General features: G+C 69.2%; 18 protein-coding genes. 8 read left to right on the forward strand and 10 right to left on the reverse strand.

Features of this window, described 5'->3' with window-relative positions; genetic code table 11:
• Positions 1–55: 55 nt before the first annotated feature.
• The 3 genes from VPH61_RS15110 (at position 56) to VPH61_RS15120 (ending at position 2,838) form a co-directional block, all read left to right on the forward strand.
• On the forward strand, positions 56–1,174 hold the full coding sequence (locus tag VPH61_RS15110; protein ID WP_332064330.1) for an aminotransferase-like domain-containing protein: 1,119 nt from the start codon (positions 56–58) through the stop codon (positions 1,172–1,174).
• A gap of 87 nt (positions 1,175–1,261) precedes the next feature.
• Positions 1,262–2,146, forward strand: a complete 885-nt coding sequence (locus VPH61_RS15115; protein ID WP_332064331.1) for an SDR family oxidoreductase — start codon at positions 1,262–1,264, stop codon at positions 2,144–2,146.
• The gene (locus VPH61_RS15120; RefSeq protein WP_332064332.1) at positions 2,146–2,838 is read left to right on the forward strand and encodes a DUF4386 domain-containing protein; all 693 of its coding nucleotides are present in this window, start codon (positions 2,146–2,148) and stop codon (positions 2,836–2,838) included. The genes VPH61_RS15115 and VPH61_RS15120 overlap by 1 nt, the downstream gene beginning before the upstream one ends.
• Positions 2,839–2,880: 42 nt before the next feature.
• Here VPH61_RS15120 and VPH61_RS15125 read toward each other — a convergent pair whose 3' ends face one another.
• Both VPH61_RS15125 and VPH61_RS15130 read right to left on the reverse strand, forming a co-directional pair.
• Positions 2,881–3,912, reverse strand: coding sequence for an NADP-dependent oxidoreductase (locus VPH61_RS15125; RefSeq protein ID WP_332064333.1), 1,032 nt, complete (start codon positions 3,910–3,912; stop codon positions 2,881–2,883).
• 73 nt (positions 3,913–3,985) lie between these two features.
• Positions 3,986–4,372 (reverse strand): DUF1304 domain-containing protein, encoded by a 387-nt coding sequence (locus VPH61_RS15130; RefSeq protein WP_332064334.1) that lies wholly within the window; start codon positions 4,370–4,372, stop codon positions 3,986–3,988.
• 101 nt (positions 4,373–4,473) lie between these two features.
• On the opposite strand from VPH61_RS15130, the gene VPH61_RS15135 reads away from it, so the two are divergent.
• Positions 4,474–5,049: a TetR/AcrR family transcriptional regulator gene (locus VPH61_RS15135; RefSeq protein WP_332064335.1), complete on the forward strand. Its 576-nt coding sequence runs from the start codon at positions 4,474–4,476 to the stop codon at positions 5,047–5,049.
• 26 nt (positions 5,050–5,075) lie between these two features.
• Here the strand turns inward: VPH61_RS15135 and VPH61_RS15140 are convergent, their stop codons facing one another.
• The 4 genes from VPH61_RS15140 to VPH61_RS15155 all read right to left on the reverse strand — a co-directional run bounded on the left by VPH61_RS15140 (position 5,076) and on the right by VPH61_RS15155 (position 7,014).
• Entirely contained in the window at positions 5,076–5,588 is a 513-nt protein-coding gene (locus tag VPH61_RS15140; protein ID WP_332064336.1) for a hypothetical protein, read from the reverse strand.
• Positions 5,589–5,750: 162 nt separating this feature from the next.
• A complete protein-coding gene (locus VPH61_RS15145; protein WP_332064337.1) occupies positions 5,751–6,203 on the reverse strand; it encodes a hypothetical protein in 453 nt (150 codons plus the stop codon).
• A gap of 5 nt (positions 6,204–6,208) precedes the next feature.
• Positions 6,209–6,748, reverse strand: a complete 540-nt coding sequence (locus tag VPH61_RS15150) for an Imm21 family immunity protein (protein WP_332064338.1) — start codon at positions 6,746–6,748, stop codon at positions 6,209–6,211.
• Entirely contained in the window at positions 6,748–7,014 is a 267-nt protein-coding gene (locus tag VPH61_RS15155; protein ID WP_332064339.1) for a hypothetical protein, read from the reverse strand. Before VPH61_RS15155 ends, VPH61_RS15150 begins: the two co-directional genes overlap by 1 nt.
• A gap of 80 nt (positions 7,015–7,094) precedes the next feature.
• On the opposite strand from VPH61_RS15155, the gene VPH61_RS15160 reads away from it, so the two are divergent.
• Positions 7,095–8,450 (forward strand): flavin monoamine oxidase family protein, encoded by a 1,356-nt coding sequence (locus VPH61_RS15160; protein WP_442879113.1) that lies wholly within the window; start codon positions 7,095–7,097, stop codon positions 8,448–8,450.
• A gap of 13 nt (positions 8,451–8,463) precedes the next feature.
• Here VPH61_RS15160 and VPH61_RS15165 read toward each other — a convergent pair whose 3' ends face one another.
• Positions 8,464–9,120: a M15 family metallopeptidase gene (locus VPH61_RS15165; protein WP_332064341.1), complete on the reverse strand. Its 657-nt coding sequence runs from the start codon at positions 9,118–9,120 to the stop codon at positions 8,464–8,466.
• 88 nt (positions 9,121–9,208) lie between these two features.
• Here VPH61_RS15165 and VPH61_RS15170 point away from each other — a divergent pair, with 88 nt between their 5' ends.
• The 3 genes from VPH61_RS15170 to VPH61_RS15180 are packed head-to-tail and all read left to right on the forward strand — an operon-like array spanning position 9,209 to position 11,665.
• Positions 9,209–9,904 (forward strand): response regulator transcription factor, encoded by a 696-nt coding sequence (locus VPH61_RS15170; protein WP_332064342.1) that lies wholly within the window; start codon positions 9,209–9,211, stop codon positions 9,902–9,904.
• A 10-nt stretch (positions 9,905–9,914) separates the two neighbouring features.
• A complete protein-coding gene (locus VPH61_RS15175; protein ID WP_332064343.1) occupies positions 9,915–10,991 on the forward strand; it encodes a sensor histidine kinase in 1,077 nt (358 codons plus the stop codon).
• Positions 10,988–11,665, forward strand: a complete 678-nt coding sequence (locus tag VPH61_RS15180) for a VanZ family protein (RefSeq protein WP_332064344.1) — start codon at positions 10,988–10,990, stop codon at positions 11,663–11,665. The genes VPH61_RS15175 and VPH61_RS15180 overlap by 4 nt, the downstream gene beginning before the upstream one ends.
• Positions 11,666–11,679: 14 nt before the next feature.
• Here VPH61_RS15180 and VPH61_RS15185 read toward each other — a convergent pair whose 3' ends face one another.
• Genes VPH61_RS15185 through VPH61_RS15195 form a run of 3 tightly spaced genes read right to left on the reverse strand, consistent with a single transcriptional unit; the run spans position 11,680 to position 14,373 of the window.
• Positions 11,680–12,531, reverse strand: coding sequence for a DUF6999 family protein (locus VPH61_RS15185; protein ID WP_332064345.1), 852 nt, complete (start codon positions 12,529–12,531; stop codon positions 11,680–11,682).
• 1 nt (position 12,532) lies between these two features.
• Positions 12,533–13,234, reverse strand: coding sequence for an iron-containing redox enzyme family protein (locus VPH61_RS15190; protein ID WP_332064346.1), 702 nt, complete (start codon positions 13,232–13,234; stop codon positions 12,533–12,535).
• On the reverse strand, positions 13,231–14,373 hold the full coding sequence (locus tag VPH61_RS15195; RefSeq protein ID WP_332064347.1) for a 3-oxoacyl-[acyl-carrier-protein] synthase III C-terminal domain-containing protein: 1,143 nt from the start codon (positions 14,371–14,373) through the stop codon (positions 13,231–13,233). Before VPH61_RS15195 ends, VPH61_RS15190 begins: the two co-directional genes overlap by 4 nt.
• Between the last annotated feature and the right edge of the window lie 39 nt (positions 14,374–14,412).

A 14,412-nucleotide genomic window follows, 5' to 3' on the forward strand; every position in this document is an offset into this window, starting at 1 on the left:
CTTAGCCCTGCTCCCCCGCCCGTCCCGACGCTCAGGCGGCACGACCCGGTCACCGGTGCGCGATCTCCTCGCCCTCACCGAGAATCCCGACGTCATCTCATTCGCCGGCGGCCTGCCGGCTCCCGAGCTCTTCGACCTCGACGGCCTTCGACGTTCGTTCGACGCTGCGCTGCGCGAACCTGCCGGCCTGCAGTACTCGACCAGCGAAGGCAACCCGGCACTCCGCGAGTTCATCGCCGACCGGTACACGGCACACGGCCTGCCGACGACTCGTGACGAGATCCTCGTCACGACCGGGTCGCAGCAGGCGCTGAGCCTTCTGGCGATGACCCTGCTCGATCCCGGTGACACGGTCTTCGTCGAGCGTCCGAGCTACCTCGCCGCGCTCCAGGCCTTCACCCTCGCCGGGGCGCGCATCGTCAGCGTGCCCATGGGGGTCGACGGCGTCGACCTCCACGCACTCCGCGTTCTGGCCGAAGAGCACCGCCCGAAACTCATGTACACCGTGCCGACGTTCCAGAACCCCACGGGCACGAGTCTCGATGTCGCGAACCGCGAGGGCCTCGCCGCGCTCGCGACCGCCTACGGCTTCCGTATCGTCGAAGACGAGCCGTACCGCGAACTGCGCTACTCGGGCGATCCCCTGCCCTACTTGGCAGCGTTCTCGAACGAGCACGTCATCACGGTCGGCAGCTTCTCGAAGGTGCTCGCTCCGGGGCTCCGGCTCGGGTGGATCCGGACTCGAGGAGACATCCACTCGACGGTGGTGGTGACGAAGCAGGCCGCCGACCTGCACACCTCGACCGTCGACCAGGCCGCCGCGGCGCACTACCTGTCGAGCGGCGGACTCGAGACGGCACTCGACCGCATCCGTGCGGCGTACGGCGAGCGTCGCGACGCGATGCTCGCGGCCCTGCCGAGCACTCTCCCGGCCGGGAGCACGTGGAGCACCCCGGACGGCGGGATGTTCGTCTGGGCCACGATGCCGTCGCAGTACGACAGTACCCGGCAGCTCACAGCAGCGATCGAGCAGTCCGTCGCCTACGTGCCCGGGGCGCCGTTCTATCCCGATCGGCCGGACGCCTCCACGATGCGGCTCTCCTTCACGACGTACGAACCGGCCACGATCCGCGAGGGGCTGCGCCGCCTGGAGCGATCGTTCGCGCGACCGTGACCCGGGCGAGGTGACGGAACGAAGTCGGTCACGGGCGGGCGCGAGGCATCCGGACCATACTGGAGGTGCCACCGGAGGGAGGACGCCATGGCGCGACCATCCGAGGACCCACGCCCCCGCGTCGCGCTCATCACCGGCGCGAGCGGAGGCATCGGCAAGGCGACCGCACTCGGACTCGCCCGTGCGGGCATGCATGTCGCCGTCGTCGGTCGGGATCGACAGCGCACCGAGGCTGCGGCGCTCGAGATCCGCGACGCCGGCGCGGGTGCAGTGCACGTCCTCGTCGCGGATCTCTCATCGCAGGCCGAAGTGCGGCGAGTGGCCGACGAGGCGCTGCAAGAATTGCCGCGCATCGACGTGCTCGTCAACAACGTCGGCGGATTCTGGCAGACCCGGCATGTCACGGCCGACGGGCTCGAGCGCACCTTCGCGGTGAACCATCTCGCGCCGTTCCTGCTGACGAACCTCCTGCTCGGGCGGCTGGAGCAGAGCGCCCCGGCGCGGGTCGTCACGGTCTCGTCGAACGCGCATCGCACCGGTCGCATCGACTTCGACGACCTCCAGGGCCAGCAGAACTACTCCGGGGCTCGCGCCTACGACCAATCGAAACTCGCGAACGTGCTGTTCGCCTTCGAACTGGCGAGGCGCCTCCGCGGCACCGGGGTCACCTCGAACGCCCTGCACCCCGGGGTGGTGCGCACCTCGTTCGGTTCAGAGGATCCGGCAGCGGTGCAGCGTTTCGTCGTGCCCGTGCTCAAGCCCTTCATGAAGACACCCGCCCAGGGCGCGGCCACATCCATCCACCTGGCCACGGACCCCGACCTCGCACGGGTCACGGGCGGATTCTTCTCGAACAGCAGGCGCGTCCGACCGTCCAGGCGCAGCGAGGACCGAGCCGATGCCGAGCGCCTCTGGCGGGTGAGCGCCGAGCTCGTGGGCACGGACCCCTCAGCGACGAGAGGAGGCCCGTGATGACGACGTCTCCGGTCGCGAGCATTCTCCTGATCGTGCTGCCGATCGCGTTCAACCTCGCGTTCGCCGCGCTCGCGAAGGTCTTCGACTACCCCGACATCCTTCGCCGGCCGACACGGGAGGTCCTCGCGCGCTTCCGCGCGGGCGGCCCCGGCCTCGTGCTGCTCTGGTGGGGGTTCGCGATGACGGCCGTGCTCTTCGCGCCGCTCGCGGTGCTGCTCGCATTTCGGCTCGACGGCGCCGATCCGGTGCTGCTCGCGGTCGCCGCGACGGTCGGTGTGCTCGCAGCGGTCGTGCAGTTCCTGGGTCTCATCCGCTGGCCGTTCCTCGTGCCGTACCTTGCACGCGCCGATGCCGAACCCGACGCGACCGACGCTCGCCGGGCGGCGATCGACATCGTCTTCCAGTCCTTCAACCGGTACCTCGGCGTGGCCGTCGGAGAACACCTGGGTTTCCTGCTGACCGGCGTGTGGAGCGTCCTGTCGGGCGCCGCGCTGCTGCAGAGCCACGCCGTGCACCCGGTCATCGGCATCGCCGGCATCGTGATCGGCGCCGTGCTCGCGTTGTGCTCCCTCGAGTTCGTCGGCCCGTTCGAACCGCGCGGCTGGAGACTCGCCGCCGTGCTCACACCTGTGACGTACATCGCCTGGTCGCTCTGGCTGGCCGTCACCGGCGTCGCCCTGCTGCTCTGAACAAGTGCGCGAGCCCGACGGGTCGGACTCCCCCGGCCCGGCTCAAGCCCGCGCCGAACCGCCACCCACACGCACGAGCATCTTGCCGGTGTTGGCGCCGCGCATCATGTCGAGGAACGCATCGACCGTGCTGTCGATGCCGTCGACGATGGTCTCGTCGTAGGCGATGCGCCCTTCCGAGAACCATCCGGTCATGTGACGGTTGAAGTCCGGCGCCAGGTGGAGGTACGCCGCGAGCGTGAACCCCTTCATCGACAGGCCGCGAGTGATGATGTTGGCCAGGTTGTCGGGCCCCACGGCCTTCTCGGTCGTGTTGTAGCTCGTGATCGCGCCGCAGAGGGCGATCCGGCCGCCGTCGTTCATGACGTCGAGCGCGGCCTCGAGGTGGTCGCCGCCGACATTGTCGAAGAACACGTCGACGCCGTCGGGGGCGAGTTCGGCGAGCTGCTCCCGCACCGGGGCATCCTTGTAGTTGAACGCGGCGTCGTAGCCGTACTTCTCGGTCAGCAGGCGCACCTTCTCGGCTGAGCCGGCCGAGCCGATCACGCGGCCGGCCCCGAGGAGCTTCGCGATCTGGCCGGCGGCGGTGCCGACGGCGCCGGCGGCACCCGAGATGAAGACCGTGTCGCCGGGCTTCATGTTCGCGATGGCGGTGAGGCCGACGTAGCCTGTCAGCCCCGTCATTCCGAGCGTGCCGAGATAGAGCGACAGCGGTACCCCCGGGAGCTCGGGAACGACGCGGAACGTCGTCGCCTCGCCCTGCACGAGGTCGGACCATCCGTGCTGGTGCAGCACCACGCTGCCGACCGGGATCGATTCGGCCTCTGATGCCACGACACGGCCGATCGCGCCGCCGGCGATGGTCTCGCCGAGGGCGTACGGAGCGACGTAGCTGCGCACGTCGTTCATTCGGCCACGCATGTACGGGTCGACCGAGACGAACTCGTTCTGCACGCGGACCTGGCCCGGCTGCAGGTCACCGTATTCCACGGTCGCGATGCGGAAGTCGGCCGGCGTCGGCCATCCCTCGGGGCGGGCGATGAGCTGGATGTGCGTGCTGGTCGTGTTCGACAAGGTGGTGCTTCGCTTTCTCGGCCTCGTAAGCCGATGTCGTGTTGAGAGGGTGAGCGGATGCCGCGGGGCGCGGCTAGATCGAGAGGCCGATGACGAGCGCGATCACGGCGAGCAGCGGCACGGTGCCCTGCTTGAGGGCTGCGGCGCGCTTCGCCGGCGCGGAGAGGAGGAGGACGAGCGCAGCGGCTGCCATCGAGCCGACTCCGACGAACACGAGGGTCGCACCGATCGGCACCGCCCCAGCGGCGACGAAGACGATGCCGGCGATCGTCGTGATCGCGAGAAACAGGTTGTAGAAGCCCTGGTTGAAGGCGAGGAGCTTCGTCGTGGCCGCTTCGTCGGCCGTGAACCCGAAGGTCCTGCGGGCGCGTTCCCCCGTCCAGGCGATCGACTCCAAGAAGAAGATGTAGACGTGGATGAGCGCGGCGACGCCCGCGAGCACGAGTGCTGCGATGACCATTGGTGATTCCCTACTGCCCGTGGGCGTTCGTCGACGGTGCAATTGTGTACCGACCGTTCTAATATATACTGGACCGACCGTTACGCAAAAGGAGTCGACATATGGGTCGCGTGCAGTCGTTCGACACCGCGGAGGTCGTTCGCGCCGCGAGAACCGTGTTCTGGCAGCACGGGTACGAAGACGCCTCGATCCCCGACCTCGAAGCCGCGACGGGCCTCAAGCGGTCGAGCATCTACCACGCCTTCGACAGCAAGCGCGGGCTCTTCGACGCCGCCGTGAACAGCTATCTCGACGAGGTCGTCCGCCCGCGGCTCAGTCCGCTCACGGCCGCGCACATCTCCCCCGAGGCGGTCGTCGAGTACTTCACGGGCCTGCGTTCCGCACTCGAGCGAGTCGATTCCTTCACCGCTGAGAACGGTTGCCTGCTGATCAACGCCGCCGGCGGACCGATCGCCCACGACGACGCCGTGCGCGAGACCGTGGCCGAATACCGCGCCGAGCTGCACTCGGCCATGCGGAACGGCATCGCAGCGCGGCATCCCGAACGAACCGCCGACGAGATCGATCGTCTCGCCGAGACCTGCACGGCCCTCATCGTTGCGACATTCGCGCTCACCCGTGTCGATGTCGAGGCGGCGCTGGGCAGCCTCGACGCTGCGCGGCGGCTCGTCGACTGAGGCCGCTCCGCCGGAGCGGCGCCAGGTCACGGATTCCGGTCGAACCAGTCCGACGCAGTCATGGCGCGCGCTCTCGGCAGCCCCACCCGATCCATCACGGGTACCCACGTGCTGTCCGGCACGTCCTCGGCGAACCACTCGAACGCTCGCATCGTCGGGTGGGCGGCGATCGCCTCGGGATCCGTGCCCGACAGGCCCACGGCGTTCATGAGCACCAGCTCCTCGAGGAACGGGGCTTCAAGAACCGGGCGGAGGCCCGAGAGTCCCTTCATCGAGCCGATCTCCACGCGCTCCAGGTGCGTGAGTTCGGCCAATGAGGGAACCTCCCGCACCTGCGGCAGACCGTAGAGGCTCAGCAGCCGGAGGTTGGTCTGGCGGCCGAGCGCCGACAGGTCGTTCACTCCGCGAATCTGGTTGACAGCGAGGTAGGTCAGGCTGGTACAGCCGTCGACCGTGTCGATGGATGCCCCTGATCCCCCGCGAATGTCCAGCCACTGCAGTCGGGGCAGCGCGGCGAGCAAGCCCGTCGGCACCTTCACCGCCCAGAGCGTCAGACGCCGGACTTCGGAGAGCCACTCGGCATCCGCCGACCCGAGCGAGACATGATCGAGCCAGACCTCGTCGGCTGACCGCCACTGCGCGGCAGATCGGGCCGTCGTTCGTCGGTCGGCCGTCATGCGAGCGCCACGATCGATCGACGCTCAGCCATTCGGGCCGTCGTAGTAGCCGGGCCGCGCGACCAGGACCGACTGGAAGTAGTGGCCCTGCTCTTCGTCGGAGTTCTCGTCGTCGACGAACGGCCGCCACAGCGACAGCAGGAGCGACGGCGCCACGTAGCTGCGACCGCCCTCGTCCTCCTCCAGCTCCGTGAACTCGGAGAGCTGCTCCACGACCCGTGCGGCCGGCGTGCCCAGCAGATCGATGCCGCGGTACTCGATGCGCACCGGACCGTGGGGGCGGGACACCTCGATCGCCGCCACCGTTCCGCCAGGGGCGGGTTCGAGTTCGATCGACATGCCGCTGCCGTAGACGGCCGGCAACCCCGACTGCTGGTCGTGACCGTCGATCGAGGCGAGGGCCCGCTGCGCCTCGCCCATGGTCATGCCGAGACGGACCGGGCCCACGGCCTCGGGGGGAACGATGTCGATGATCATGCACTTCACCCTGTCATACCGGTCACCACGGGGGCGAGCCTGACGAGGACGAGCCAGGTGTCGTCGTCGGGCTCGACGTACGCGGACTCGACCAGGTAACGGCCGGGCACGAGATCGATGCGGAGCGACGTGGTGCTGCTGAGATCCTCCGCGGCGAAGGCCGAGTCGAAGAGCACGACGGGTCCCGGTACGTCCCACGCCGTCGCCCGCTCCCAGCTGGCCGTCTCCATCGCCCGCTCGAGCGCGCCCACCACGGCCTCACCGCTGTCGGCGGCCAGCTTGCGGACGAAGAGGGAGTGACGCGGCAGGAAGGTCGTCGGGGCCGGATCGTCACCGAGCACGAGCGCGGGCGTGCCGCCGACGTCGATCACTCCGGCATAGCCCTCCATGGCGCAGGCACGGCCGTAATCATCGGCGTGCTCGCCGAAGTCGTCCTCGTCGTCCTCGTCACCCGCCCCGTTCCACGCATCCAGCGCCGACTCGGCCACGGCGATGAGCGGCCCGCCTCCGGTGGTGACCCATGCGACGTTCGCGTCGTCGGCCATCAGGCGTCGATCCACTCCGTGCCATCGCCCGGGCGGATCCGGGCCATTCCCGTCAGGCCGAGCCCGACGAGCACTCCCAGCACGCGGCGCACCACCTCGTCGCGCGCTGCCGTTGGATCGATGTCGACGTCGAGGTGCGCCCCGAATGCGCCGGACCCCGCACCGCTCACCTCGCCGATGCCCGTGAGTGCCTCGTTCACTTCGTCTTCGACGTCGTCCCGGTCGATCGGAAGCGGGCGGTCGAAGCGGATCTCCATGAAGTCCATGGTTCCATCCTCACCCGGACACCCGACAGCGCTCCATCGCGTGCCACTCACGGCGTCGCCGACCGATAGCGTCGGAGGGCATGCGGCATCCGCTCGAAGGAGAATCGGTGAGAGACCAGGTGGACACGATCGTGATCGGGGCAGGAGTGGCGGGGCTGACCACCGCCCGGCTGCTGGCGAGGGCCGGCCGACGTGTCATCGTGCTCGAGGCGCGCGACCGAGTCGGCGGCAGGGTCTGGACCGACCGGGGCGACGGACTCGTCACCGACCTCGGCGCCTCGTGGATCCACGGCGTCGCCGGCAGCCCGGTCGCAGAGGCGGCTGAGGCGTTCGGCATGCGCATGATCGAGTTCACCGTCGGCGGGTACCAGCCCGACAGCCGCCCGATCGCGTATTACGGTCCCGACGGCGAGCGACTGACGGATGCCGCGGCGCAGGGTTTCGCGCGCGACATCCGCTCGGTCGACGCCGCCCTCGTCGAGGTGATCGCCGCCTCCGAACCGGATGCCTCGTACCGTGACGTGACCGAACGGGCGCTCACGCGGCAGGGCTGGGGCATCGAACGCGCGCAACGCGTGCGCGAGTTCCTCGAGCACCGGGCCGAGGAGCAGTACGGCGCGTGGATCGAGGACCTCGCCGCCCACGGCCTCGACGACGACTCCATCGACGGCGACGAGGTGGTGTTCCCGGGCGGCTACGACCGCCTGCCCGAAAGACTCGCGGGCGGGCTCGACATCCGGCTCGAGCACGTCGTCGCGCGTGTGCACTGGTCGCCTGGCGGTGTCACCGTCACGACCGACCGCGGGGCGTTCACAGCGGCGACCGCCGTCGTGACCGTGCCGGTGGGCGTTCTGCAGTCCGACGAGTTCGTCATCGAGCCGCCTCTGCCCGAACCGGTCGCGGGTGCCCTCGGCCGGCTGACGATGAACGCGTTCGAGAAGGTCGTGCTGCGATTTCCGACGAAGTTCTGGGACGACGGGGTGTACGCGATCCGCCAGCAGGGGCCCGAGAGCCGGCGCTGGCACTCCTGGTACGACCTCACGCCCCTGCACGGCACGCCGACACTCCTCACCTTCGCCGCCGGGCCGACCGCGAAGGAGACGAGCGGGTGGAGCGACCAGCAGGTCGTCGATTCCGTGCTCGCGCAACTGCGCCGGCTCTACGGCGAGCGCGTGGAACAGCCGAGCAGTGCGCGCGTCACCGCCTGGCAGCGCGACCCGTTCGCCCGAGGCTCGTACGCCTACATGACCGTCGGCTCGACGACCGCGGATCACGACGATCTCGCGACCCCCATCGGTGGCGTACTCCACCTCGCCGGTGAGGCGACCTGGACCGACGACCCCGCGACCGTGCCCGCCGCCATGTACTCCGGTCACCGGGCGGCAGCGGCCGTCCTGGGTCGGGAGATCGCGATCGACGAGGTGTGGGCCGACTGACGGCCGGCTGCCGTCACTGCTGCATCCGCGGGTCCTCCGTCGGGTCGAAGTACTTCGATGGGCATCCCTGATCGACCGCCTCGGGGTGCAGCTCGAAATGCCAGGGCTCGTTGTCGTAGATCGGGCAGAGCCCGTAGCGGGCACCGTGTTCCGACAACCAGTCGGTCGCGTCGTACGACCCGACGTCGACCGCGTTCCCGGCGACGTGCGCCGAGGTGTCGGCGGTCGCAACCCATCGAGCGGCCTCCTCCTCCGACCCGTAGTCGTGCACGGCATCGCGGAGCAGCTGCTCCTGGTACTCCGGCGAGCGCCAGCCGCTGTTGACGACGAACTCGATGCCCTCCTCGCGCGCATCCGACGCCGCGTCACGCAACGCCTGCAGCAACTCGGGGTCGAGGTTCGCCACACCGGGGTGCTGGTCGTCGAAGGCGGACACCCCGTTCGGCATCGCGCCGTCGGCCTCGGTGATCGCGCCGTCGGCCGTGGGCGAGAGCGTCGACGTGTCGCGTCCGTTCGGCGCGCCTCCGTCGAACGCGTCGGCGGATGTCGCGCCCAACGATCGGGCGAGGGATCCGACCATCATCGTCACTGCGGCGATGATCGCGATCAGGACCACAGCGGCCCAGACGATCCTGCGGCTCCGTGCTCGGGTCGGTGCATGGTGACTCATGCCGCCCAGTCAAGGCGGCCGGGTGTTGCCGGCCCGTATCCGGATTCGGATACGCCGGCGATATGCGGAGGCTCCTAGCATTGCCAGCATGCGTGTGCTGGTGGTTGAAGACGAACCCTTCATGGCGGAGGCCATTCGCGATGGACTGCGCCTCGAGGCGATCGCGGCCGACATCGCCGGCGACGGCGACACTGCCCTGGAACTGCTGAGTATCAATTCGTACGACATCGCCGTGCTCGACCGCGACATCCCGGGCCCTTCGGGTGACGAGATCGCCGAGACCATCGTCGCCTCGGGCAGCGGGATCCCGATCCTGATGCTCACCGCCGCCGACCGGCTCGACGACAAGGCCTCGGGGTTCGGCCTCGGGGCCGACGACTACCTGACCAAGCCGTTCGAGCTGCAGGAGCTCGTGCTGCGTCTCCGTGCGCTCGACCGGCGGCGGGCGCACAGCCGGCCGCCCGTGCGCGAGATCGCCGGGCTCCGTCTCGACCCGTTCCGCCGCGAGGTCTACCGCGACGGCCGCTACGTCGCCCTGACCCGCAAGCAGTTCGCCGTGCTCGAAGTGCTCATCGCTGCCGAGGGCGGGGTCATCAGCGCCGAGGAGCTGCTCGAGCGGGCGTGGGACGTGAACGCCGACCCGTTCACCAACGCCGTGCGCATCACCGTCTCCGCGCTGCGGAAGCGCCTCGGCGAACCCTGGGTCATCGCCACGGTGCCCGGCGTCGGCTATCGCATCGATGTCGGGGCTCCCTCCGAGGCCGCGCCGGAGCGACATGAGTAGGGCGCCCGGAATGAGCGTCCGGTGGAAGCTCGCGGTCAGCTACGCGGGATTCCTGATGGTCGCGAGCGTGCTGCTGCTCGCAGCGGTCTGGCTCTTCCTCCTGCGCTACGTGCCCGCGCGCGCGATCCAGACGATGGAGGGCTTCGTGCCCGGGCGCGACGACCTGGTGCGCGCCTTCGGCCCGGTCGTGGCGGTGGTGCTGGTGTTCCTGCTGGCCTTCGGGCTGCTCGGCGGCTGGTTCCTCGCCGGCCGCATGCTCGTTCCGCTCGATCGCATCACCGAGGCCACGCGCAAGGCGGCCAACGGGTCGCTGTCGTACCGCATCGAGCTGGAGGGCCGGAGCGACGAGTTCCGCGAACTCGCCGACAGCTTCGACGCCATGCTCGCACGACTCGAGGCGCTCGTCGCCGAACAGCAGCGTTTCGCGGCCAACGCCTCCCACGAGCTGCGCACCCCGCTCGCGATCACGCAGACCATGCTCGAGGTCGCGCGCAACGACCCGAGCCACGTCAGCCCGGCACTCATCGAACGCCTCGGTGCGATCAACACTCGAGCCATCGACCTCACCGAGGCGCTGCTCGTGCTCAGCCGCGCCGACCAGCGGTCCTTCGCCCGAGAGGAGGTCGATCTGTCGCTGATGGCCGAGGAGGCCGCGGAGATGCTGCTGCCGATGGCGGAGCGTCGCGGCATCACCCTCGAGACATCCGGTGACCTCGCCCTCACCGCAGGTTCGCGCCCGCTCCTACTGCAGGCGACCACGAACCTGCTGCACAACGCCATCGTGCACAACCTGCCCGAGGGCGGCACCGCGTCGATCACCACCACCGTCGAAGACGGCCGGGCCTCGCTGACGGTCGAGAACACCGGCGAACCGCTCTCACCGAGCCTCGTCGCCACGCTGACCGAACCGTTCCAACGCGGCACTGAACGCATTCGCGGTGACCACGGCGGCGTGGGTCTCGGTCTCGCGATCGTCAAGAGCATCACCCAGGCGCACGACGGCAGGCTCACGATCGTGGCCCGACCCGAGGGCGGTATGCGCGTGACGGTGCAACTGCCCGCGATGCCGACGGAGGCGGCTCGATGAGCGTCAAGGAGCTGCCGCGGTCATCGGCGGCAGACGGCGGAGCTAACCGCGAACCGGCTCGCGGCGCGCGGCGCTTCGTACTGCCCGCCCTCTTCGCGCTCTACCTCGTGCTGCTCGTCTGGATCGTGATCTGGAAGCTCGAACTCCCGTACGTCGGCACCGGCGAGCTGCGTCAGGTCAAGCTCACGCCATTCATCTCCGATGCCTGCAACGGGGCGAGCGCGCCGTCGGAGGTCGTCGTGAACGTCGTGCTCTTCATTCCGTTCGGCATGTACCTCGGGCTGCTCGCCCCCGCGCGGCCGTGGTGGCAGGCGATGATCGCGATCATCGGCGCGAGCCTGGCCCTCGAAGTCGCCCAGTTCGCGCTGGCGGTCGGCAGCTCCGACCTCACCGATGTCATCACCAACACCGTGGGCGGCCTGATCGGGCTCGTCCTCCTCGCCATCGCGCACCGGCGGCTCGGCGTGCGCGCCGCGCAGGTGATGATGCGAGTCTGCGCGGTCGTGACCGTGCTCCTCCTCGTCGCGACTGCAGCGTTCGTCGCGTCGCCGTTGAGCTTCGGCCCGCAACAGGATGTCTGGGTCGGCACGCCGGGCGACCCGCGAACGGCCCAGGTCATGCCGGCCAGTGAGCGCGATCGGATGCACCGGGAACTGCGCGACCCGCAGTGCTAGCGTGCCGCTTCGCGTCAGTCGAAGGCGGCGGCGGTCTGGCGGGGGTACTCTCCCCCGGCCAACTTCACGAGTCGCGCGTGCGCGTACTCGCAGACGAGGGCGTGCCGGTAGACCATCCGCGGCACGTCGACGTTGGAGTCCATCCAGAGGCTCATGCCTGCCAGCTTCCAGTGGCGGAACGTGTCGTCGTCGGTGACGAGGGCGAGGATCTCGAGGAACGAGTCGTCGAACCGGATGGAGTGCACCGCACGTCGGTACTCCTCGACCGTGAGCGCCATCGAGAACGGGATGTTCATGAAGCAGAGCGCGGTCTGGATGTCGAGGCGGATGAATCGGCGGCGCTGCCGTTCGGCATCGAGCGGCGGGATGTCGAGCTGCGTGAAATCGAGCCGCTCGGGCTTCGTCAGCTGCACCGCGTCGAGCGCGATGAGCACGTCGTAGACGTTGACGTCGTGCTCGACGACGGCCTGATCGCCGAGCCCTGAGAGCGCTTCGGGGCGGAGCGTCACCGGTTCCATGTCGACGGGCGTGTTGCGGATGATGAAGTTGACGAGATTCGTCTCGACGACGAAGTGCCGGATGAGGAGCTCCACGGCGTCGGGCGACACGAACCGCCGCAGGAACCAGACGCACAGCACGTCCATGGTGTGCAGCGGCATCCAGCGGAACGGCAGCACGCGCTTCACGATCGAGATGAGCGCCACCAGCACTCGCGACAGGACCCGCGCGATCGGGTAGAGCCAGCGCCGCGAGAGGCGCCGCTGGTCGTCGATGATCAGCCGCACGAGCGCCCGGTCGAGGGGCACGGATGGATCGGCGTACACCGCCTCCCACATGCTCGGGTCCGAACGGACGAACTCCGCCACGTCAGCGATCCAGTTCTTCGAGCTGCAGCGCGTAGAGCCGGGCGACCACTTGCGCGCAGCGCACGATCTCGTCGGCGGCGACGTCATCGATGAGACCCGACGTGAGGATCGCCTCGAGGTCACCGGTGTGCGCTCCGTCGGCCTCCTGGTGGTACTGCATGAAGTGCACTTGACTGTCGGCGAGCCCCAGCACCTCCTGGAACCGGCCGGCCCAACCCGCGGCTCGCTTCGCACCGAGCCCCTCGATGATGAACATCGCTCCGAGCAGGCCCACCGGGTTCGGCTGGTCGGCGTAGTGGAACATGTAGCCCGAGAGCGCCTCGGAGCCGATGTTCTTGCGGCCGGCGCGCAGTTCTTCGAGCGAGCCGCCGATCGCGACGTAGTCCCGTTCGAGCATGAGGTAGTCGCGGTGCTCCTCTTCGGCGTGCTTGATCGCCGCTGCTCGCAGCTCGAAGTGGTCGATGTCGAAGTTCGATGCGGCGCGGGAGATCCACGGCGACCCGTCGACGACCTGCTGGCGGAGGTTGAAGAGCAGCCGCCGGTAGTCGTCGATCGTCACCGTGCCGTCGTCGAGTCGGCTGAGCACGGGTACGCGCTCGAGCTGTTCCTCGAGCTCCGCCCAGACCTCGCCGAGCCGCTCGAAGAGCGTGGCGACATCCGCTGAATTCACGTCGTCGGTGGCGGGCGTCGTATCGATGGTCATGTCGAGGCTCCTTGCTGCTGAGGCGGGGCGACCACGGTGAGGTGGGCGAAGGCGAACGAGAATCGACCCGACTCGGGCACGGCCAGCAGGATCGTCTCGCCGGGACTGAAGCGGCCGGTGCTCCAGGCTTCTTCGAGGGCGATGAAGATGCTGGCCGAGCCGGTGTTGCCGCGAGTCTCGAGGTTCGAGTACCACTTGTCGGTGTCGAGCGTCGGGATGCGCCGGCGCAGGCCGTCGAACGCGGCATCCCGGAACGCGTTCGTGCTGTAGTGGCAGACGACGTGGTCGAGGTGGGTGACGTCGACGAGGCCGATGTCGACGAGTTCCTCGAACTGGCGGATGCCGGCTTCGGCGAGGTCGTCGAGCACGGTCACGTCCTGCCGCAGCACGAACATGCCCTCTGCTTCGGCGTCGGCGACGCCGACATCCTGCCAGGTGCTGCCGACGACGGGCTCGGTGCCGTCCATGCCGGCCCGCATGCACACCTCGTGCTCGTGCGCGAGCGAGACCTGGCGCACCCAGTCGACCCGGAGCGACGGCCGGGTCGGGTGCGGCTGGAACTCGACGACGACGGCGCCCGCGCCGTCGGAGAGCATCCAGCGCAGGAAATGCGAGTCCATGCCGGCGCGGATGTCGTCGAAGCGGCGCTGGCGGAGACTCCGGCTCGAAAGCTCCGACCCCACGACGGCGACGAGCGGGTGGTCGCCGAGCCTGACCTTGCTCACCGCCGCGTCGAGCGCCGCGAGGCCCGAGGCGCAGACCCCCGATGCCGACAGCAGCTGCATCGGGCCACCGCCGAGGCGGCCGTGCACCATCGACGCGAAGCCAGGCACGAGCACGTCGCCCATCGTCGTCGCGCAGGCGAGCATCCGCACGTCGGCCGCGTCGATGCCCCGGTCGTCGAACGCCGCGCGAAGTGCCTTGACGGCGAGCTCCTCGTTCAGCTCGGTGGGCTCGCCGTGCTCATCGAGCGCGTAGTGCCGCTGCCGGATGCCGTTCGCGTCGAGGATGCGGCGGCGGATGCGTTCGGTGACCGCATCGGTGCCGCCGAGTCGCGCCGCGATGCCGTCGTTGTCGACCGGATCGCCGGGAAGATACCGGCCGAAACCCGTGAGGTACGCCGTCGCAGTCGAGCCCATGGAGACGACCATAGGGCACACGGTGACCTCTGGCTCGAA

Source organism: Agromyces sp. CCNWLW203 (genome assembly GCF_036576125.1).
In the GTDB taxonomy this organism is placed as follows: domain Bacteria; phylum Actinomycetota; class Actinomycetes; order Actinomycetales; family Microbacteriaceae; genus Agromyces.